Genomic DNA, 21,050 nt, shown 5'->3' with positions numbered 1-21,050 from the left:
TTATTCTTTATCCCATAACCATGCTAATGGTATAGTCGCCATCCCTAATCGTTTCTGCTTTGATTAAGCTGCCATCCTCAATCACTATACTGCCACTGGCTTTCCTTACGCTAATATCTCTGGCATCATGATAAAAACCTCTGCCTATATACTTAAGGTAGGCTTCAAGGGCTGTGAAACGCATAAGGAATTCTTCCTTACTCTCATAAGCACCCTCATCGAAGTTCAAAAAACCAGTTCTTTTAAACTTTGTTAGGTCTATATCGCGCCCTATGTCTTCTATGTCTACTCCCACATGCCTTGCTGACACTCCCACGATGGATATCTTTGTGCTGTGCGAGATGCTAAAGTCTTTGTCCCAGCCAGATATATATGGCTTAGCGTATTTACTTCTCTTCCATATGGCTTCTGCGCCGCAATTATCATGCGCAAAAAGCATATTAACCAGGCCTCTTGTCTTTATGAAGCGAAGTTTATCTTGCTCGTTTTTAATCTCATCTAGCTCTGCAAGATTTGTGCTGCTCAAGTACTTTTGAAAATCCTCTAGCTGTGATGAGTCTGTCTTCACTTTTAAAAGAAGTGTGCCTTTAATCTCTAGGCTAGATGGGTCTTGAGCTAATGTATCTATGACTTGTATCATCTTACTTGTACTGATCAAGGTCTGTCTTCTCGTCTATGTTGACTCTCTTTAGCTTCTTGAGTGTCTCTGGTAGACCCTTTACGATGTAGTTCTTGCCTGGCTTAACCCCAAGTGTGACCTTATAGCCAACTTCTTCACTGACTAGCTCGCTAAGCTTGTCGTAGTCGCCCTCTGGATAAGCAAAGACTAGAGGCTCTCCTGATGCAAATTCCTTGTAGAGCTGCTTGAACTTCGCAGTGTCTTCTTTAAATGCTTCAATGTATCTGTCCTCACTCTCTTTTGGAAGTTTCTTTGCTGTTCTGCGGAAAGTGTAGTTTTTGTTCGGGTATGACTGATGCATCCAGTATGTGTGTGTGCCAAACTCGATGATGTCTGTCATCTCTTTAGCTTCTTCTACACTGTAGTGAACAAACATCGCCTCTCCACTGTCTGGGTACTTATCTAGACCCATGGTCCTGCCTATAGGGAAGTAGCTTGCCTTGAAGCCATACTTCTTAAGCACTGGGTAGACGATTGTGTAGTTGGATCTGTAACCATCGTCAAAGGTCAAGACGCAGAACTTCTCTGGAAGTGTGCCTCTACCATTGACATAGTTATATATATCTTTAAATGAGACTGTCTCTATCTTGTTCTTCTTCAAAAACTTCATTAGGCTCTCAAGCTTTTTTTCTGTTATGATGTACTCGTTGGCAGGGTCTGGGTCGACGTGGTGCAGTTCAAAGATGTAGAAGCTCCTTGTGTCTGTCTTTTCGTCTGTGTAAGTAGGCGCCTCTACCTTGTCTACGTACCTACCAAAGTCCTTGCGTCCTTCATATATGCTCTCAAGCATCATCTTGCCAAGGGCATTTCTAAAGTGTGACGGGTCGTAGAAGAATCTTGGGTCGTTCTCATATTTTGTGCCCGTGAAGTCCCAAAACGGACTGATCTTGGCAAGCTCTTCGTAGTACTTTTCTACCTCTTTTCTGTCATATCTTGCGTTCTCATCCTTGTACATTGGGCAAAGAATCATTGTTAGTTCGACATTTGCCTCGTCGCATGCCTTTTTCATGCGGCGTATGGCTGAGAGTGCCTCGTCCATGTGATTGAGCTTGACAGGTGAGTAATCCTTTGCAAAGCCGCTCGCCTCCATGTACTCTTCTTCACTACCGATGTATTCAATGTCTCTTTGGCTCTTGTCGTATGAGCCGTCTATATTGAAGGCGTCAAAATTCATTTGCACGTGCGACCTCTTGCCCATGCTGATGAGTTTCTCCACGGCATTTCTCGGATTAGCGAGTGTGTATCTTGAGTAGAAAAGTGCTTTGCTCTCGCCTGAAACGTCTGGATTCATGTAGTAGTTTAGTGATGTCCTCGGCTCGTTGTACTTCGACGCCGACGGTATAGAAAGCGGCAGGATTATGGACTTAACCTCATAATTCTTTAGGATGTAGTCAAGGTTTTTCTCCACTACATAAAGGTCTGCACCGTAGGAAAAGAGATTGAAATACTTCTTGCCTGTATACTCTTCTAGATACTTTATGGGTATGGATGAAGCACCGCTCGCTCCAAGTATGAAATTTTGGTAATCCTTGCCCTTGATATACTCGATCTTTGCTGTTCTTGGATTTTGTGTAAAGTCGTATGTGTACCACTTTGTAAATTTGTCGCCAAAGACATTAAACGGATCTACTATAAGGTTTAGAGCCGCTATCAATAAAGCTAGTATTAAGATTGATATGAAAAATATCTTTATAAATTTCTTTTCATTCATATGATCACCTAATAATTTCTATATATAAAGTCTACTTTTGTAAAGCCGCTCGCAAAGACTCCGAAGTAGGCTACGAATGCCATGAAGATGAAAAGGCCCATGCATAGGTAGCTAGTCTTGGTCTTAAGCACCTTCTCTTTGACATCGACGCCCTTTTCTTCACTGTATGAAACGATGAAGACGATTATAAGCGAGATAAGTATGATGGCGTAGTCAAGTGTACTTAGACCTGTATCTGCAAACCTGAAGGCTCTGTCGACAAGGGTCTTCTTCATCATGTGCAGTGCTCCTCTAAGACTTGCTGACCTTGTAAAGTATCTTCCTACAAAGACTATCATCAGTGTTGAGCATATCTTTGTTAGTCTATAGGCAAGTGAAGTATCTTTTAAGCCAATTTTGGTTCTTAGTGCCTTGAAGTGCTCTTCGAATATAAGTCCCAAGCTGATTATCGTACCATTATATAGACCGAAGGCAAGGAAGTTTAGTCCCGCGCCGTGCCATATACCTATGATGAAGTAGACAATAAAGCTTGCTATGCTAAGTGTTAGATACTTACCAAACTTTCGTCCTAGGTGCTTTCTCGAAGCTTTGTTGATGAAGACGAAGGCTTTTGATAGTGAAAGGCTGTAAAAAACGTAATCCTTCATCCACGTGCCAAGGCTTGTATGCCAGCGTCTCCAAAAGTCTGCAAGGCTTGTCGCAAAGAATGGCCTTTTGAAGTTTCGATCAAGCTTTACGCCAAAAAGGTACGCTGCGCCTCTTGCAACGTCGATACCGCCTGAGAAGTCACAATAAATTTGTATTGAATAAAATATAATTGCAATAAAAACGAAGATGCCCGAATATAAATCTGGCTCAGTAAAAACTTTGTTCACAAAGACTGCTGCCCTGTCCGCAATGACAAGCTTTTTAAAGAATCCATAAAGTATGAGCATAAGACCATAAGAGATGTCCTTTGCATCGCTTGCCCCGCTATAGAGACCTTGTGAGATGTCGTCGTAGCGTGAGATAGGTCCTTGCATCATTTGCGGGAAGAATGAAACGAAGAGAGAGTACTTGAAGATGTTCTTTTGTGCCTCGTACTTTGCTCTGTAAACATCAATCACGTAGCCACTCGCCATGAAGATGTAGAATGAAATGCCAAGCGGAATGAAGTTTTCGAAGATATTGACACTCGTAAACTTAACTAAGCTTAGCATACCAAAGTTCAAAATGAGTGTGAGAGCCAAAATAAATTTATTCTTATGCTTCTCTAGATAAATGGCAGAAAAATAAGTGCTTAAAATTACAAAGATTAAGTAGACGAAGGCCTTTACACTAAAGCTTGCATAATAAGCTAAAGAGATGAGTAAAAGCGCCTGCCACCTATACTTAGTAGCCTTAAACACAATAAAGGAACATAGTAAGAATACTATGAAAGTGAAGCTTGTAAAACTCATTGCAATGATTTAATTAGTTTCTCTATCGCTAAAACGTTTGCAAAATTTTCTGGCAATAGCTCGGAAACTTGTATTTTAACGCCAAAAGCGTCATTTAATTCTATAACTAAAGTCACTATGTCGAAGGAGTCAAGTATGCCTTCTTCGATGATCTCTGTTGTGTCCTCAACTGCTTCACCAGTGACGTCTTCGATGATTTCTTTAATTTTTTCTTTCATCAGTCTTACCTCCAAATATATACGTAGGACTTAAGTCCGTCCTCTTTAAAGCCAAATTTATGGTATAGTTTTATCGCTCTCGAGCCTTCATCAGTCCACACATTGACGCGCTTCTTCTTAGACACGCTTCCTAGATAATGGTGCAAGATCTCGCTGCCGAGTCCCTCGCCTCTTTTAGCCGGGTCTATGTAGAAGTGCTCGATACTGTCCTTAAACGCATCTGTACTAAATTCGATAAAGCCAGCGCCGTCTATGCCTATGAAAAGTTTTTTTTCTATGCGCTCACGTACCTCATCTAAGTCAAGTCTCTCACCTGAGTACTCATCAAAATTTTGAAGTGCATGATATATGAAGTCCGCATCATCCATATAATTCACGCGGCTTGATTCATAAGGCTCCTTATGATTTAAGCGCAGTCTCACTCTTGTCTTGTATAGCTCAAAGCCCATATTTTCAAGCGTCTCATCCATTTGTTTAGAAACGATTTCGCTCACAAAAGTTCCTTTCGCATCAAATTTTTCATTGATATCGTTTATATAATAATAAAGTTTGTAATAGCCTTCTCTTTTGATTAGGACATAGAAATTCATATCGCCTTTTATGTAGTAGAGCCTATCGATATTAGCTTCATATAGAGAAGTGTTCATGTAATCGTTTGTGATGGAGCCCTCATAAGATTTTAAAATCTCAAGCTCCTTTAGTGATTTAAACTTCTCCACGTTCATAAATTTCTAAAAGCCTCTTCTTGTCAATCTTAGTATTTTGCGTCTTAGGAAGAGCATCCATATGCACAAACTTCGATGGAAGCATGTACTTTGGCAGCCTTTCAAGGATAAAGTCCTTAAACTCCTTCCTCGAAAATTCCTTTCCTGAGTAAAACAAAATTATAATTTCATTTTCTTTATCAAAAACAGCGCTCGCCTCGTGTATGCCCATGGCGTATACCTGTCTTTCTATCTCGTCTAGCTCGATTCTGTGCCCAAAGACCTTGACCTGATTGTCCTTCCTAGCCAAAAATTCTATCTCGCCAAACTTATTTCTTCTAACAAAGTCGCCGCTCCTGTAAACAATCTCTCTATATGCCTTGTTTAGTGGATTTTGCACGAAAGCTTTCTCAGTTTGGTCAAGCTTGTTGTAGTAGCCATATGAAACGCCTCTACCTCTGATAACAAGCTCGCCCTCGTCAGCTTCACGCTCGCCATCAAGTATCATGACCTCCATATTCTCACAAGCCTTGCCTATGGGGATGATCTCATCATCTTGAAAGTCCCTGTCAACCTTGTAATAGCAGCAGTCGCAAGTCGCCTCAGTCGGTCCATATAGGTTAAAGTACTCAGCTTCTACAGCTTGGCGCCAGATGTTTAGCTTTTGCGCGCTCATTTGCTCGCCAGCAAAAGTAACTAGCCTTAAGTATTTTGGTTTATCTATATCAAAAACATTTGAATTTGCAAGTATATTAAGCGCCGACACCGACCATAGTATGGCCGTAATTCTATTTTCATTTAGGTAGTCGACCACCTTAACAGGAAATAAAAAGTCCTTTGGATCCATAAGGTATAGAGTAGCTCCAGTCTTAGTAAATAGACAAAGCTCCTTAAGCGACGCATCAAAGAAGAGTGGCGTTTGATTTGCAAGCCTATCGTTTTCGTTTATCTTTAGTGTTTTGTAAAGCCAATCTTGCAAGTCAACGAGCATGAAATTACTGATAACAACGCCCTTTGGCTCACCAGTTGTGCCTGATGTGAATAAAACATAAACAGGATCTGTGTCTATCATCTTAGCTCTGATATCATCAAGAGCAAGATCGTCACAGCCATAATCATGGTCATGGTCATAGTGAAGAGCATAATCCTCGAAAATGTTCTTCGTATGATAAATGCCTAGAGTGCTCTCAAGACGCTTCTTGATAGTCTCAATCCTCTCACGAGGCATAGCCGCATCGATGGGCACGTAAAAGTTGCCGCTGTAAAGAACAGCGAAGAAAGAGATTATAGTCTCAAGTAGCCTGTCAGTCTCAACCATGATGGGACGCTTCGTTTGTGGATGCACCTTATGTATCTCGCTTGCAAGACTCATAGCCCTCGCACGAAGCTCACTAAAAGTGATGGACTTCTCTTTGTCAACGATGGCTACTTTGTCAAGATATTTACTTGTTATACGGTCGAGTTGATCGATGAATAGCATATTACACCTCACAACAATATTATCACAAGATGTGTTGATTGTCAATAATTTCGCATATGAGCAAAAAAGAAGACATCATACGATGCCTTCTTGTTTATAGTTTATAAGAAATTTTATTTTTATTTTATGAACTGGTCTTTGTGTTCACAACTAGTTAATTTAAGTTTTAATGCAAGAAGTGTTTTCCTTCGCTTGCTGGTCTACTCATGAAAATCACTTTTCTCGCTATGAAGTATCAATAAAAAATGGATACATATCACATGACATGTATCCATTGAGAAATTTATTTAATTAATAACCAGTCTTCTTCAACTCTGTTCTTAGTTCTTCTAATGTATTCATGAGTATTAGTTGCTTCTACCATATCATTGTAACCCCAGAACGATATATCAAGGTCTGTGAAGTACTTAATCATTTGTGGGTTTTTACACTTGATTAATGACATAGCATCGAAGTTTCTTTCAAATATCTTGTTTAATATAACAGCTGCTTCGCACCTTGTGATGTGAGCGTCTGGTCTAAATGTGCCATCTGGGTAGCCTAAAATTCTTTTCGCTTGGTACTCAGCGCCTATAGGACGCTCTGCCCAGTGACCTATAACATCTGCGAATGGCGCTGTGCCGTAAGGCTTGTTGTCTATCACGGCTATCATCTTAGTGAACTCCGCTCTTGTTATAGGGCTGTTTGGTCTAAAGTTTCCGTCTGGGTAGCCTTGCATTATGCCTCTAGTCACTACCGCGTTGATGGCTTTGTTGTACCACGAGCTTGGAGTGTCAGGGAACATTGGTGCATCTGCTGATCCATATGCTTCGATGTCTAAAAGTCTTGCAAGCATAGCTGCTGCTTCGGCTCTCGTGATCTTGCCGTTAGGTCTAACAGTGCCATCTGGGTAGCCGAAGATGTAGGCTTTGTGTTCTTGTCCTTTTATTTCTTCTGGCTCAGGTGCTTCTTCTGCCTTTGCCTTCCTCTTAGTCCACATTGCATATAGCACTGTGTTAGTATATACTTGATCGCCCTTTCTTACTTCGCGCATACGATCTCTACTGTAGCTCCATCCTTCAAAGACATATCCTCTTCTGCGCGGTGTATATAGATATGGATCTATAAACTCGCCTTGCATTACATCGTAGTCAGTAATCTTGCCATGTGGGTAGTTTTCATCTAAAGTAAGAATAAGAGTACTAGGTGCAGACGCCTTCTCCCACTGCGCAGTGAATATAAAGTTTGACTTTAATGTAACTTTTTCGCCAGGATTGTATATCCTTTCAAATGAATGTATTTCTGCTTTTGCTTTTTCAATCGCTAGCTTAAGTCTTTCTTCCATATTAGCTCCAGGTACATATCTTGTACCTTTCCATCCTAAGAACTTATAGCCATCTCTCTTTGGTGCTTGCAATATAATAAATTCTGCGCCTTTATCTTCATCACTAATTTTAACTTTATCTTCTTTAACTACTCTTATTGCCTTTGGATTAGCTTCATTTGTAAATTCTCCGCCATTAGGATCAAAATAAGCACTTATCTTTTCATTCTTATAGTTTACATCATAGTTATTTAGTAGTGATTTTGCAGTTATTTGATCATTTATTCTCTCACTAAAAGTATTTTTACTAAAGTCTAAAAAAACATAATTTTGATAATTATCTGGTGGATCAGCAAAACCACTAAACGCTAAATTGTCCTTAAATAAAGTATCATGACTTATTTTTAAGTTTTTATACCCTTCTTGCTTAAGAGTGTTTTCATTAACGCTAGTGCCATAACCTTCTAAATCGTATAAGAATGGTATAGTATATATAGCTCCACCTTGTCCGACACCACAAGTATTTCCTATAAATTTTGTGCCTTCAGAAATCTCTACTTTTATATTATTTTTAATAGATGATATATCTTTATTTTCATTATCATGTCTTTCAACACCGTTAATGCCTAGGGCTCCCCCTGAGCCATAAGCATAATTTCCCTCAAAAGTAGTGTTTTTGATAATAGTTGTGTTATTAATAACTTCAACAGCTCCACCCACACCAGAAACATGTGGATTCTTTTCATCATCTCCTGTTTTAAGTGCTGCTTTATTTTTTGTAAATGTGTAGCTATTAATTTCTGTTGGGAAAGCTGTGAAGATACCAGCACCCATATATGAAGTGTTATCATCAAATATAGAGTTTGTAACTTTTATATTATTTAAATTTTTATCTACATTTCCGTTAGCTGAACTAGAAATCCCCGCTCCGTAAGATGCATCATTATCGATAAACTTTGACTCATTGATTTCTAATTTACCATTAGCACTTAGTAAAACTCCTCCACCTAATTCGTTTGAAAAATTATGAATAAAAGAAGTTTTTTGAATACTTGTAATGCCATTACTATCTTTAGCAATTAACACTGCTCCACCGCCAAGATTTGAGCCGTTGTTATAAAAAATTGAATCTTTAATTTCAGATCCACCTTTTAACAAATATATGGCTCCTCCCTGCTGCGCTGCTGTATTTTCTTTAAAGTTTGAACCAATAATTTTTACGGTGTCTTTTGCATATATGGCTCCACCCATCTTATAAGCCTTATTGTTATTAAATTCAGTTTTATTTATAGTAAGATTGTTAGCATATATTGCTCCACCATGGTAAGCTTCATTATTCTCAAAAGTACACTTGTCATGAATTATTAGATTTTTAAATGAATATATAGATCCTCCGCTAGAAGATTGATTACCTTTAAAAATAGAGTCAGAAATTTCTGCTTTTTCATTATTAATAAGTGCTCCACCATAATCAGCTATATTGCCTTCAAAGGTACAGTTATCTGATATATTCACTTCATTAGCATAAATTGCTCCACCTTTATTAGTAAAGTATGTGCCTTGTGGAATCCTTAATATACCATTGTTTTTAAAAGTAGATCCTTTTATATCAAACTTAGGTGCGCTTATATGATAAATAGCTCCTCCAGACTTTTGAGCATAATTGTTTACAAAGGTAGAATTTTCTATGCTTGTATTAGATTGAGTGTAAATTGCTCCACCATTTGCATAACCATCAAACGACAATAAAATTGCTTGATTGTTAACAAAAGTCGCATCCTTAATGTTAATTGTGCTCTTTTTATTCAAAGAGCATATAGCTCCACCTAGGTCTGCAAGGTTATTTATAAATTTAGAGCCATTTATATTTAAAATTGTATTGTCATCTGCGTTGATAGCTGCGCCTCGGATGGCCAAGCAATCTTTAATTGAGGATTTTGCGTCCATGTTAAGCTTTCCTTCAGATCCTAGAGTTATACCAGCGCCATCATTTACTTGATCAGTATTGCCGTTTATAATTTGAACATTTTCTAAGTTTAATACTCCCTTATCATAAACTTTTATACACCTATTTAGTACATTTTCATCGAATCCCTTTCCATCTATAGTAAGGTTTTTAAGCGTAGCTGTTCTGACTATTGCACTGGCTCCACTATGTCCTGATCCAAGCTGAAGAATTATTTCACTTTTATTATCTGTATTATGAATTTTATGATTCTTGCCGTCTAGTTCCACATCGTAATTCATATAAATTGACCTAGTATTAGATCTATCTGTAAAGCCTGGTGTTGCTTTAATATCCCAGTCTTTATTTAATTCAATAATCCAAGTGAGATTACCTTGTTCTGGAATTCTATCGACAGGAGAATAATTTCCAGAAACCACTACATCATAAGCAGATTGATGTTTAAATTGTAGTTCCGTAAACACTGCATTAATATCGCTATAACTTGGTGTTGCTTCACTTATATCTCCGTTGCTTATCTTAGAGTCGTAAACTTTGAAAGGCTGTCCATCTTTTCTTTTAAAAGTCATTAAAAAGTCTTGAGATAAAGTATTATAATCTGCTTCGTCTATTTTGTAAAAATATTTTGTTAAAACATTATCCCTGTCGCCGCCATAAGTTTTAACTCCATAGCAATTACCATCTTGGTCTTTAGCTATGGTGTTTATTGAATCTAGACTAAAGCCTGCTGGTGTAGCTACTGCCTCAGGTTCTCTTTCTTCGCCGAGTTCAAGTGTGTCGCCCGCATTATCAAGATTGTTTTCTTCTTCAAGCACTTTTGCTTCTGGCTCTACTACCTTCACTGGCTCTATGTCCTCATCTAGTTTCAGATTTGGATCTAGCTCGTCAGGATTTAAATTTGCGTCTTCAAAGTAAATTCCCTTTGCATCTGACAATTTTACCTCTGAGAAGCTTAGTGCATATGCTGCATCTGCGCTCATTGTCACAAGCATCATAAGTGCTAACAAGAGTCCTAGTACTTTCTTTTTCATAATGTCCTCCTTCTTTTTTATCCCCTTTATAAATGTGAATATATCTTTATCCTAAGTCTAGTATAACACCTCTTACTAATAATAATCAAGCTTTTAAGCGTTATGTAACACGCTTGTAACATTGAAGTGGCTAAAATACAAAAAGAGAGCAAAACTCAATTTGCTCTCTAATGGTATTTTTTGCTATTTTTTATAGTGTCAACGTACCATCGCAAACTGATTGAAGAACTTAAGACTATACGTCCTAAAACCTTTGCGCTATGCGAAGAGAAGAAGAACCCTGTCCATAAATGGACATGAACCTTTACGCTATGCTGGATAAGGCGCAGCCCGTATTAGATCACACAGACACATATAAAAAGAGACCAAAGATTAACTTTGATCTCTGATGATATTTGTATAGTGTCAACGAACAATCGTAATACTGATTTTGCTGGAAAAATTGATATATTGCGCGAAGTGGACCGACGAAGCAAGCGGAGTGTACAAATGTACTCGAGCATTGCTAAGGAAGGAACAAGCGCAAGATGCAATTTTAACGCAAAATCCTATGCTAGTGATCCCATTGGATCCCAAGGCTTCAACACTACCGCTTTCTTATTATAATCTTCTTGTTCTTTCTTGCTTAGGTACTTCTTATTAACTACGGCTTGGTAGACGAAGTTGTCGAACCACTCATCACTCATAACGAAGTGGCCTTTGTAGCCGAATTCGTCGCCCCATGAGTTTTCGACTTTGAATCTGACTGGCTTAGTGCCTTCCATTTCTACGCCTGTGAATGTCATGGCGTGTGTCATTAGTGAGTAGCCATAGTTAAGGCCATCTTCCTTAGATAGTGTTAGGTCTAGGTCAAATAGTGTTTCGTAATCGATGACTCCTTTGGCAAGGGTTGCTCTCTTGTCGTCTTTATCGCCTGTGAACATATCTTTACCTACATCGCAGCCGAACCATACTGGCATGCCGTCTTGCAATTGCTTAACGATGGCTTTCTTTAGGTCTTCAACTTTTAGGTTAAGGTGCTTAACTTCTTTGCCTTCTACGATATTGCCAAGGTATTTGATTGTGAATGTCTTGTTGTATGGTTTATCTTTTGTTGGCGCGTTTGTGATTGAAACGAAGTCATCAAGCTTAAGTCCAACATACTTCTTGAAGAAGGATTGTGCTGTTAGGTTCTTTTCTTCGATAAGTTTATGGTCTTTGTCGTGTGCTATGAAATCGAATGTTTCTGGAAGCTTACCTAGTGTTGCTGTTAGTACGTTAAAGACGTCTTGTAGAGCAGCTTCTTTAAGTGCGTTTACTTCAGCTTTGCTCTTACCTTCTTTAACTGCTTGTCTAAGTGTAACTGTGTTCTTTCTAAGTATCTTGGATAGGTACTTATTAAGCTCTCTTGTGTTTGATGAAGCTACTGACTCTGGATAAACGTACTTTGGTACTAGACCGTATTTATTAACGATGTTTACGAACATGTCCCATTGGCCGCCGTCACATAGTGGGTCGCCCATAAGGTATTGCATAACTCTGTCTTCTATAGGCTCGTCTGCCTTTTCAATAACTGTTTCGAAGTAGTAGTTACTTCTTTCTAGTTTATCAAAGAAGAATGGATAGCTTTGTGAAAGTTCGAAATTTTCTAATTTATACTTTTTGATGATTACGTTTCTCATAAAGTTTAGTGAAGCAAACATCCAGCATCTGCCTGATGCCTTTTGGTTGCATACTTCGCCGTTTTCAATGTCTAGGTTGAACTTATATGGGTTTTCTTTAACTTTGTTAATGTCTGTTGCAACTTTTCTAATGCCGCTTTGTACTGCTGCGTTCATTGCAACGATGTTTTTCTTATCTGACAAGAATTCTTGTTCTAATAAATTTAATTTATCTGTGCTTAATTGTCTCATCTTCTACCTCCTATAGCTCCCATGGCATTAGCTTTATTGGCTCTTCGTCAAGCGCTTTTAGCTCTTCCTCATTTAGGTACTTCTTCTTAGGAATGATCTCGAAGCCGTAGTTATCGAACCACTCTTCGTCCATAACTAAGTAGCCTCTGACGCCTGCCTTTTCGCCCCAAGAGTTTTCAACTTTGAACTTAAGTCCATCGTCAGTTCTGTCGTAGCCAACTATGACCATGGCGTGAGTTGCATTAGACTCGCAAGTTTCCATACGTTCTACCTTTGTTTGCTTTGTATCTATGTTAAATAAGCTGTCTCTATCAAGTAGATTGTATACTAGGTGGCCTGTTCCTGCTCCGTCACGTGATACTGAAGAGTCCTTACCTACGTCGCATGCAAACCATACAACTTCGTCATCATCAATCATGGAGATGACTATGTCCTTCATTCTTTGCATAGAAACGTTTAGATACTTAAGTGAGCCGCCAAGTCTTTGTTGAATGAAGTCTCTTTCATAAACTTTGTTTTCTTCCTTGCCCTTGCCTGGGTAGTTGCCTAGCTCAACGTATTCACTTAAATCGTCAGCGATGAATTCTCTGTAGAAGTCGATGGCTGTGATGTTTCTTCTCTCGATAAGTTCGTCGTCTTTGTCCCTTAAGATAAGGTCGAATCTCTTTGGAGGCACACCTAGTGAGATAGCTGTGATCTTGTAGACATCTTTAAGTGCCTTTTCTTTAATCTCGTCTATGGCCTCATCAGTTTTTGCCTTTCTAATGTCTTTTGCAGCGATCTTAAGTCTCTTGTCAAGTACGTAGATTAGGCTGTCAGTTCTCATAACATCGGCTGTGTCTGGATAAGCATACTCAGGTACTATACCATACTTAGTGATTAGTCTAGAGAATGTTGTCCACCAAGCTCCGTCGTCTGCTGCATAGAAGACAACGTCTCTTGTTAGTCTGTCGTCAAGGTCCTTATCCTTAAGCGCTATAACATCTTCAAGGTATTGATTAGCTCTTTCAAGCTTGTCGTAGAAGTATAGGTACTTGTGTGAAAACTCGATGTCGCCAAGCTTAAACTTTTTCATTAGATTAACTCTAACAGTGTTAAGTCCTGCAAACATCCAGCATCTACCGGATTGTCTTTGATTAGTCATCTTGCCGATCTTGACAGTTTTCTTGAAGACATCTGGGTTCTTGTTAAGCTTCGTAAAGTTTATGGAAGCGTCTAAGATACCAGCAGATGCTATCATATTTTGTGCTGCCTTGCTGAAGCCTTCGTCGTAAGACTTTTTAAACTTCATAAGCACATCTTTAGTAATTGATTTTTGCATATTGTCCTCCTTTATATATAATAAATATTTCATCTCTCGTAACAATTATACCGCGAAGACAATTATTTTGCAATAACTTTACAAGAAATTCTCATTTAAAAATGGAGGGACATTAAGTCCCCCCGATATATCCAAGCCGTATAAATAAAACTATTATGCGCCTAGTTCTCTATCTATAGTAATCTTTGCTGCGATGTTATCTCCAGCAAGTGTGAAGTTATCTACGATATCTAGAGCAAGTTCTTCTTCCTCGATTTGTTCGCTTATAAATTGATGCATAAAGATTTCTGTTGCGTAGTCATCGTTCTTCTTAGCGATGTCATGAATCTTGTAAATCTTTTCAGTTACTTTCTTTTCATGATCTAAGATGATCTTTGCTACTTCTAGAGGTTCTTTAACCGTGAAATCTTTCATCTCGATAGGCATAAGTTCTGGCTTAGCATCACGTTTTTGAATAAACTCGATGAATTGATCAGCGTGAGCTAATTCTTCTTTGTAGTGATTAGCAAGCCACTTTGCATAGCCTTTGTAGTTTTCTCTTTCCATAGCGATGGAAAGGTTTAGATAAATGTAACCTGAGTATAACTCAAAGTTAATTTGATCGTTTAATGCTTGTAATACTTCTTTCTTCATTATCTTTCCCTCTTTCAATATAAATTTTATATACGGCCGAATAACAAAATGATTATATGAAGAAAGCCGGCACGAACCGGCTCTTCATCTATAGTATTTAATTAGCTTCTTTTTTCTCGTTTTTCTTCTTAAGCCACTCTTCGTAGCCTTTTGAAGCTCTGCGTTCTTCTTGTTGCACTCGCACTTTTCAGAGCAGCAAGCACACTTGCCATTCTTTATTGAGTATACTGTCTTCTTTATACCAAAAAATACAAATATTAAAACAAGAACAACTATAGCTATATCGATGGGACTCATTATATCACCTTCTTATATTTTTGTCTTTGCTGAATTCTTGCAATAAGTGCACCAACAACGGCAATTACTACTAGAGCAATTAGAACATATATAATTAGGTTACCCTTAACGTCGATTGCTTCTGAGGCTTCTTCAGCGGCACCGTAGTCAAGCATTACTTTTTCAGTAAACTTAGTACCGCGGAAGATCAAGTTTCCAACTTGGTTAACAATTAGAGCTAAGACATAAGCAAGACCTGTTTGGAAGCCTGCTGTAAATAATGTGTCTTTAGTGTTACCAAGCTCTCTCTTCATCGCGCCGATAGCTGCAAAACAAGGAGCTGCAAACATAGTGAATATTATGAATGCAAAAGCGCTAACGTAGCTGAAGTAGATAGGTGCCTTAGAACCAACTGTTGCAAACGTAGCAACTACAACTTCCTTAGCAACAAGGCCTGTTATAGATGCAACAGCAGGTGCCCACGAATCGCCAAAGCCAAGTGGAACGAATACATATCTTAACACGCTACCAATCTTCACAAGCATTGAGTCTTCGATAGAGTCACCTAAGAACTCAAGAGAGAAGTTGAAACTTTGTAAGAACCAAAGTGTTAAGCAAGCAAGTAAGATAACTGTTCCCGCTTTGATGATAAAGCTTCTACCCTTTTTCCACATGTGAATAATAACATTCTTTAGTGTTGGAACTCTATATGGAGGAAGTTCCATAACGAAAGGAGCAGGGCCCTTAAAATCTATTAGTACGCTTCAATATTATGCCGGCTATAATTACAACAGCGATAGAAATTAGATATATCATTGGAGCTATCCAAGGGGTACCATTGAATATTAGGGATATAAACATGGCAAAGATAGGAAGTTTAGCTCCGCATGGTATAAACGGTGTTAGTAATATAGTCATACGTCTGTCTGCGTCAGACTCAATAGTTCTTGTAGCCATAACGCCAGGGAATGAACAGAGCGTACCTATAAGCATAGGTATGAAACTTTTACCGGATAGTCCGAACTTTCTAAATAACTTGTCCATGATAAATGCAACTCTCGCCATGTATCCTGAGTCTTCTAGTAAAGATAGGAAGAAGAAAAGTAGCATTAATTGTGGAACGAATGTGAATATCGAACCTATAGGTTGGACGATACCATCATTTACAAGCGATGTAACAACTTCAGAAGCACCTAGTTCAGGTAGCTTAGTAGTTATGATCTCGCCAAGTTTTTCAAAAGTTTGTTCAATAAAGCCTATGCAGTAATCTCCTAAAGTAGAGATTGATACATAATATATAAACCACATAATAGCTAAGAATATAGGGATAGCTAGGAATCTGTTTGTAACAACTCTGTCAACTTTATCAGAGAAGCTAAGCTTCTTTTCAGAAGACTTCTTCATGATTCCCTTCATATCCTTTTGGATGTTTTTGTATCTTTCACTAGTGATGATCGATTCAGAATCGTCATCTTCTTTTTGAAAATGATATTATTAGTCTATGCTAACAAGTAGATTATACAACGCTAACTAGTAAAGGTCAATAGTTTTTAAGCAGATAATTGATTTTACACGAAATTAATCAAATATATTTACACTATTGCCCATATATAGAAATAAATAAAAAGAGACCACTTAAGGTCTCTTATATAATCTTTCTAGCCAACGCCTCCTGCAAAGTTTTTGAAAAGTTGATATTCATCTCAACTGCTCTGTCATTTAACCATGATGGGATGGTAAGTGTTTTTCTAACAGATTTATTACCTTTGTTAAGGTTAACATCTGCTCTAATTATGCTCACAAAAGAGTTCTTGTCTGTCTTTATAGACTTAATGTCACTTGGCGGATTAAGCTTTTCGCCATCTTTAAGCATTTCGGATAAGTGAAGCTCTAGAGCTAAAGTAGCATCTTCAATAATTTCATCTATAGTGTCGCCTTGCGCATGACAGCCCTCAACGTCTGGAAACTCTCCCCATGAAGCGTTTTGTCAAGTACCTTTTCTTATTTATTGACGCCTTATTTTGAACAGCAAAAAACAGCAAACCTGTTTGATTTGCTGTTAATTAAACCGATACATAATATTAAATAATAACTATCTTTAATACAAAATTTTTGAACGATAGCTATTTCTTCAACTCAAGTCAATCAAATAATTATTTACTAGATAACTTAAATTGCTCTTCTTTCTTATCAAAACTTAGTAAATAGTCTTTTCCTCTTTCAACATTAAGCTCCACTTTTGCAGGTCCCCATGTTGTAGTAACGTTTTTATATAACACTCCAGGTCTAGTATATGTGTAAGTTACTTCTAAAACAATATCTCCTGGATCTGCACAAACTATATATTTTGCTTTTTCATTAAAAATAGCAGCTTCACCACTGATTACTCTAGCATATAATTGTTTTTGAGTGATTACATTATTTCCGGAAGAAAGCTCAATTTTCACCGCATTAGGATGTACAGCTAACCATTTAGTCAAGGCATTTTTGTTCATTTTAATTGACACAAACGAAAAAACAGCCGCTAATATAAAAATTGCAATCACAACATAGGCATATACTCCCATTGAAAAAAATGCTTCTAAATACTTCTCCATTTTCATTCTCCTTTTTAATTATTTTTATTAACATCATTTAATTTAATTGTTTTGCTTTTTACTCCAACCACTCCTAAATCTTCAATAAGTTCATTATATTTTCTTTTTCCTAGCGAAGATAAATCAAACATTTCCTTATTACCATCTTCTGTATAAATATATAAGAAAAACGAGTCATTGTTTCTTTGTTCTGAAGAAATATGAACTTCATTTAGATTATAGTTAAATTCCTTTTTCCCATCGTTTATCGATAAATCATTTCCATTTATAATTATTTTAGTTCTCAATTGCCTAAATATACTTATTACAACCAAAATAATGATGATAGATGATATAATAATTGCAACTTTATATCCTCCAATTACTCCGGAAATTAAAAATGCAACAAGCGCTCCAAAAATCATTATTATTAAATTATAAATAAACGCAACTAGGCTTCTTCTATATATTTTCTCCAAAATCAACCGTCCTTAAAGTACAATAATGATACTAACGTATATCTAATTTTAAGCACAAAATTACGTATAAATTATATGTCTTTATATACAAAATGTCAATATTAATTTTTCACCATGCACGCAATATTTATTCATATTTCTTCACTCAAAAATTCGTTTAGTATCATACTATTATTTTAATTTTATTCGAATTTTATACCTCTAACTCTTTCTTATTTACCTGTGTTAATCCTCTTTTCTGATATGGATATGGTGGCGATGATAAAGACTTCCTAAAAAAATCGGATTGCTTTTTATCCGATTTCTTTGTAGTTAGAATACCCCCAGTCTAACTGGGGGTATTCTAACTACAATAAAAAGAGACCACTTAAGGCCTCTTATATAATTATCCTGCTATTACCTTCAACTCTTTCACCATATCAATCCTAGCAATCTTCCTTCTCTCAATCCATTGACAAAGTATAAAGACTACAACTGTCATCAAATAGCTTGTAACAAAAACTCTCACTGGTACTGTTACTTCTAAATATGCGTCAAATTTTTGCATTGCTATAAAATAAAAATATTTAACGAGTTTATCTAGGATTGGAATTAGTATTATTTGAAATATTATTAGCATGGCAAAGCTTGTATTTACATAAAATTTCGCGACTTCTTTATCTTTATATCCAAAAACTTTTAGATAGGTCATATTGAGTTTGGCTTTGTCTATGATGAGCTCTGTTACCATGAGTATCAATATAAAGAAGAATGCTACGGCAACGAGCTGAATCATGATGAAAACTGCTGAGAATGAATCTAAAAAGTGTCTCATGAATCTTGACATTTCTTTTCTGTCTATATGTGTAAGTAGATTTTCTTTAGTAATTTTTAGCTCTTTATCGCTAAGATAAGCGTTGTAATAATCACTGTCTTTGCCTATAATTTTATTTAAAATCTCTCTTTTTGTAAAAATTTGGAAATAATTATTGGTCCTATCTATGTCCTTGACCACAAGATATTTTTCTTCTGTATTGTATGGCTCTCTAATCTTAATTTTATCGCCTATTTCGTAGTTAAATCTCTTTGAAAGACCGAGACTGATAACTACCTCATCATCTTTAAGGCTTTTTACATCAATCTCATCATATTTTGTATCAGCGTCTATGCCATAAGTTTGGACTTTTTCGTCGTTTTTATCAACTAGTTCAACGCTTACTAAGCTTATCTTGCTCGCATCTAAATCATCCATATCGCTCTTGACAATGTAGGTGTGGGCGTATTTCATCTGATTTTGCATATCATCAGCATATTTTGTAAATATGGGTTTGGCCGAAACACCAAAGATGAGTAATAAATTTGCTATAAAAACGCCAAAAAGCAAGGAAACGTAGCTAAATTTATTTGCAAATATAACTCTTAATTTAAATTTATTTATAAAATTCATATTTTTTAGCTTAAATCTACTTCTTGTTTTTGCCTTTTTAAAGTTTTTTCTCAAGAAATCGACTGGTCTCATCTTAAGGCTCTTTGCTATGATGATGTAGTTGATCACAAGATACAAAACTAGTGGCATAATCGATGTTATCAAGAAGGAGCGAAGTGTGATATATGGCTCAAATACTGGTAAATCATAGGATTGATAATAAACGTTTGCATATATTTTATACACATGAAGATAACTTATCGCATTTCCCGCTATTGACGCAATTATTACTATGAATAGTGGCATTGCCATGTAATTTAAAAGAAGCTCTCTCTTTTTATAGCCTGAAGCAAGCAAAGTTCCGATGATTGGCGCTTCTTCTTCGATGATGGATTTAACTTCTGCGCTCGAAATGAAAGCGATTGCAAGGAAGAGAAGTGCTGTAACTATGCTCATTGTAGGTACGTCGCCACTCATGTCATCTGCAATGAAGGTGATGCACTTATTGTCAAAGCGTGTGACAGCGTCAACCACAAGATTATCCTTGTTAACTATCTTGACTATATCTTTTAATTTTTCTCTCGCATCTTTTTTATTTAAAGCCTCATCTGTGTGATAAGAGTAAAGATATTTCACTTTAGCGTCCTTCATATCGTCAAAGGCTTCTTCAGATATAGTCGCTATGCCGAAGTGACCTGTGTCCATAACAAGATCGTTTCTATTTTTAAGTGCTGAGGAGTAATCAGGGAAGGATGCTAGAGAAGAAACTTTGAACTTTTTATTTTTAATAGTAATCTCGTCACCTATATTTATTTTATTATTTCTAGCATAATTAGCAGAGATGTTTATCTCATCATCTTTTTTAGGCAAAGCACCTTCAAATATTTGTGCCTCGTTTATATCTTTTCTATTTTTAAAAATTCTTAAAACTTTACGACTAGCTACTTCTTCTTCAAAATAATAATTTTCATAAAGTTTTACACCAATATCTTTTATCTCATCTTTTGCCTCATCGCTAAGCGCATAAATTGCTTCAAACTCGCCATCTTCAACTTTTCCATTAATTATTTGCTTATTATAAAGCTTTTCAACTGACTCTTGCGAGATGAAGAATGACGATGCGAAGACAACTATAAAAGTAAGTGCTAGCAAGATGGGTATGACTTTTAAAGGCTTGTATTTAAACTGCCTGTAAACACGTTTATTAATAGGACTTCTCATCTACCAAGTCACTTCCTTTGCAGAGATTTTCTCTGTATTTACTTCTACGCTCTTGATGCTGCCGTTATGCAAGGACAAAATTACGTCGCTCATCTTGGCAATTTGTGTGTTGTGGCTCGCGATGATGATTGTTGCGCCGTATTTTTGATTAAGTTTTTCGATTAAACACAAAACATCTTTTGCGCTCTCATAATCAAGTGCGCCAGTTGGTTCGTCGCAGATAAGAAGTTTTGGACTCTTAATCATAGCTCTTGCGATGGATGCCCTTTGTGCTTGACCACCAGAAATTTCGTTTGGGTACTTGTACTTGTGCTCATCAAGTCCTAAGTCCTTTAGAAGCTCATCTATATCAAGCGGCTCCTTCGATAGATACTCGCCCACTTGAACATTCTCAAGAAGATTGAGGTCGCTGATTAGATTATAGAATTGAAAAACAAAACCAAGGTAATCGCGCCTGTAATTTTCAAGCGCCTTCTTTGACATAGATTTAAGATCCTTATCAAATACACTGACATCACCTTCGTCAATAGTTTCAATCCCGCCTAAAATATTTAATAAAGTTGACTTACCAGAGCCAGATGGACCTAAGACACAGATAATCTTGCCGTCTTCAAGTTCAAGATCAATCCCTTTAAGTACCTCCACCCTATTATCTTTTGTGCCGTAGTACTTATGCAAACTTGAAATTTTTATCATATAAACACCTCACTGCTTTA

At 37.1% G+C, this 21,050-nt stretch carries 18 protein-coding genes; all 18 read right to left on the bottom strand.

The genetic code is table 11. The features are described from left to right. Nucleotides 1–7: 7 nt before the first annotated feature. Complete coding sequence (locus KO172_RS03170) at nucleotides 8–658, bottom strand: 4'-phosphopantetheinyl transferase family protein (protein ID WP_215492099.1); 651 nt, start codon at nucleotides 656–658, stop codon at nucleotides 8–10. Next, nucleotides 642–2,390, bottom strand: a complete 1,749-nt coding sequence (locus tag KO172_RS03165; RefSeq protein ID WP_215492098.1) for a polysaccharide deacetylase family protein — start codon at nucleotides 2,388–2,390, stop codon at nucleotides 642–644. Before KO172_RS03165 ends, KO172_RS03170 begins: the two co-directional genes overlap by 17 nt. A gap of 8 nt (nucleotides 2,391–2,398) precedes the next feature. Beyond that, entirely contained in the window at nucleotides 2,399–3,589 is a 1,191-nt protein-coding gene (locus tag KO172_RS03160; protein WP_251320112.1) for an MBOAT family O-acyltransferase, read from the bottom strand. A 236-nt stretch (nucleotides 3,590–3,825) separates the two neighbouring features. Then, on the bottom strand, nucleotides 3,826–4,047 hold the full coding sequence (locus KO172_RS03155; RefSeq protein ID WP_070599521.1) for an acyl carrier protein: 222 nt from the start codon (nucleotides 4,045–4,047) through the stop codon (nucleotides 3,826–3,828). Between the two features lie 5 nt (nucleotides 4,048–4,052). Further along, complete coding sequence (locus KO172_RS03150) at nucleotides 4,053–4,772, bottom strand: GNAT family N-acetyltransferase (RefSeq protein ID WP_215492096.1); 720 nt, start codon at nucleotides 4,770–4,772, stop codon at nucleotides 4,053–4,055. Beyond that, entirely contained in the window at nucleotides 4,753–6,231 is a 1,479-nt protein-coding gene (locus KO172_RS03145; protein ID WP_215492095.1) for an amino acid adenylation domain-containing protein, read from the bottom strand. Before KO172_RS03145 ends, KO172_RS03150 begins: the two co-directional genes overlap by 20 nt. Before the next feature lie 283 nt (nucleotides 6,232–6,514). Beyond that, nucleotides 6,515–10,531 (bottom strand): S-layer homology domain-containing protein, encoded by a 4,017-nt coding sequence (locus KO172_RS03140; RefSeq protein WP_215492094.1) that lies wholly within the window; start codon nucleotides 10,529–10,531, stop codon nucleotides 6,515–6,517. 548 nt (nucleotides 10,532–11,079) lie between these two features. Further along, entirely contained in the window at nucleotides 11,080–12,423 is a 1,344-nt protein-coding gene (locus KO172_RS03135) for a C1 family peptidase (RefSeq protein WP_215492093.1), read from the bottom strand. Nucleotides 12,424–12,433: 10 nt separating this feature from the next. Further along, complete coding sequence (locus tag KO172_RS03130) at nucleotides 12,434–13,744, bottom strand: C1 family peptidase (RefSeq protein WP_215492092.1); 1,311 nt, start codon at nucleotides 13,742–13,744, stop codon at nucleotides 12,434–12,436. Between the two features lie 153 nt (nucleotides 13,745–13,897). Beyond that, on the bottom strand, nucleotides 13,898–14,377 hold the full coding sequence (locus KO172_RS03125) for a ferritin (RefSeq protein WP_215492091.1): 480 nt from the start codon (nucleotides 14,375–14,377) through the stop codon (nucleotides 13,898–13,900). Between the two features lie 84 nt (nucleotides 14,378–14,461). Beyond that, complete coding sequence (locus KO172_RS03120; RefSeq protein ID WP_215492090.1) at nucleotides 14,462–14,674, bottom strand: hypothetical protein; 213 nt, start codon at nucleotides 14,672–14,674, stop codon at nucleotides 14,462–14,464. After that, nucleotides 14,674–15,378 (bottom strand): nucleoside recognition domain-containing protein, encoded by a 705-nt coding sequence (locus KO172_RS03115; protein ID WP_215493378.1) that lies wholly within the window; start codon nucleotides 15,376–15,378, stop codon nucleotides 14,674–14,676. Before KO172_RS03115 ends, KO172_RS03120 begins: the two co-directional genes overlap by 1 nt. Before the next feature lie 19 nt (nucleotides 15,379–15,397). After that, on the bottom strand, nucleotides 15,398–16,057 hold the full coding sequence (locus KO172_RS03110; RefSeq protein ID WP_215492089.1) for a nucleoside recognition domain-containing protein: 660 nt from the start codon (nucleotides 16,055–16,057) through the stop codon (nucleotides 15,398–15,400). Nucleotides 16,058–16,298: 241 nt separating this feature from the next. Further along, nucleotides 16,299–16,568 (bottom strand): type II toxin-antitoxin system HicB family antitoxin, encoded by a 270-nt coding sequence (locus tag KO172_RS03105; RefSeq protein ID WP_251320165.1) that lies wholly within the window; start codon nucleotides 16,566–16,568, stop codon nucleotides 16,299–16,301. 238 nt (nucleotides 16,569–16,806) lie between these two features. Then, a complete protein-coding gene (locus KO172_RS03100; protein WP_215492088.1) occupies nucleotides 16,807–17,250 on the bottom strand; it encodes a hypothetical protein in 444 nt (147 codons plus the stop codon). Nucleotides 17,251–17,264: 14 nt separating this feature from the next. Continuing rightward, nucleotides 17,265–17,708, bottom strand: coding sequence for a hypothetical protein (locus KO172_RS03095; RefSeq protein ID WP_215492087.1), 444 nt, complete (start codon nucleotides 17,706–17,708; stop codon nucleotides 17,265–17,267). 385 nt (nucleotides 17,709–18,093) lie between these two features. Next, the gene (locus tag KO172_RS03090; protein ID WP_215492086.1) at nucleotides 18,094–20,334 is read right to left on the bottom strand and encodes an FtsX-like permease family protein; all 2,241 of its coding nucleotides are present in this window, start codon (nucleotides 20,332–20,334) and stop codon (nucleotides 18,094–18,096) included. Continuing rightward, nucleotides 20,335–21,030 (bottom strand): ABC transporter ATP-binding protein, encoded by a 696-nt coding sequence (locus KO172_RS03085; protein WP_215492085.1) that lies wholly within the window; start codon nucleotides 21,028–21,030, stop codon nucleotides 20,335–20,337. It lies immediately after the preceding gene. Between the last annotated feature and the right edge of the window lie 20 nt (nucleotides 21,031–21,050).

This window comes from Fenollaria sporofastidiosus (genome assembly GCF_943169635.2).
In the GTDB taxonomy this organism is placed as follows: Bacteria; Bacillota; Clostridia; order Tissierellales; family Peptoniphilaceae; genus Fenollaria; species Fenollaria sporofastidiosus.
This window is presented reverse-complemented; position numbering and strand designations above follow the sequence as displayed.

What these genes read in the sequence shown, in the direction of transcription:
- KO172_RS03115 (WP_215493378.1), bottom strand. Translation starts at nt 15,378, where the DNA reads ATGGAACTTCCTCCATATAGAGTTCCAACACTAAAGAATGTTATTATT.
- KO172_RS03085 (WP_215492085.1), bottom strand. Translation starts at nt 21,030, where the DNA reads ATGATAAAAATTTCAAGTTTGCATAAGTACTACGGCACAAAAGATAAT.
- KO172_RS03155 (WP_070599521.1), bottom strand. Translation starts at nt 4,047, where the DNA reads ATGAAAGAAAAAATTAAAGAAATCATCGAAGACGTCACTGGTGAAGCA.
- KO172_RS03090 (WP_215492086.1), bottom strand. Translation starts at nt 20,334, where the DNA reads ATGAGAAGTCCTATTAATAAACGTGTTTACAGGCAGTTTAAATACAAG.
- KO172_RS03145 (WP_215492095.1), bottom strand. Translation starts at nt 6,231, where the DNA reads ATGCTATTCATCGATCAACTCGACCGTATAACAAGTAAATATCTTGAC.
- KO172_RS03165 (WP_215492098.1), bottom strand. Translation starts at nt 2,390, where the DNA reads ATGAATGAAAAGAAATTTATAAAGATATTTTTCATATCAATCTTAATA.
- KO172_RS03110 (WP_215492089.1), bottom strand. Translation starts at nt 16,057, where the DNA reads ATGAAGAAGTCTTCTGAAAAGAAGCTTAGCTTCTCTGATAAAGTTGAC.
- KO172_RS03120 (WP_215492090.1), bottom strand. Translation starts at nt 14,674, where the DNA reads ATGAGTCCCATCGATATAGCTATAGTTGTTCTTGTTTTAATATTTGTA.
- KO172_RS03150 (WP_215492096.1), bottom strand. Translation starts at nt 4,772, where the DNA reads ATGAACGTGGAGAAGTTTAAATCACTAAAGGAGCTTGAGATTTTAAAA.
- KO172_RS03140 (WP_215492094.1), bottom strand. Translation starts at nt 10,531, where the DNA reads ATGAAAAAGAAAGTACTAGGACTCTTGTTAGCACTTATGATGCTTGTG.
- KO172_RS03135 (WP_215492093.1), bottom strand. Translation starts at nt 12,423, where the DNA reads ATGAGACAATTAAGCACAGATAAATTAAATTTATTAGAACAAGAATTC.
- KO172_RS03125 (WP_215492091.1), bottom strand. Translation starts at nt 14,377, where the DNA reads ATGAAGAAAGAAGTATTACAAGCATTAAACGATCAAATTAACTTTGAG.
- KO172_RS03160 (WP_251320112.1), bottom strand. Translation starts at nt 3,589, where the DNA reads ATGCTAAGCTTAGTTAAGTTTACGAGTGTCAATATCTTCGAAAACTTC.
- KO172_RS03100 (WP_215492088.1), bottom strand. Translation starts at nt 17,250, where the DNA reads ATGGAGAAGTATTTAGAAGCATTTTTTTCAATGGGAGTATATGCCTAT.
- KO172_RS03130 (WP_215492092.1), bottom strand. Translation starts at nt 13,744, where the DNA reads ATGCAAAAATCAATTACTAAAGATGTGCTTATGAAGTTTAAAAAGTCT.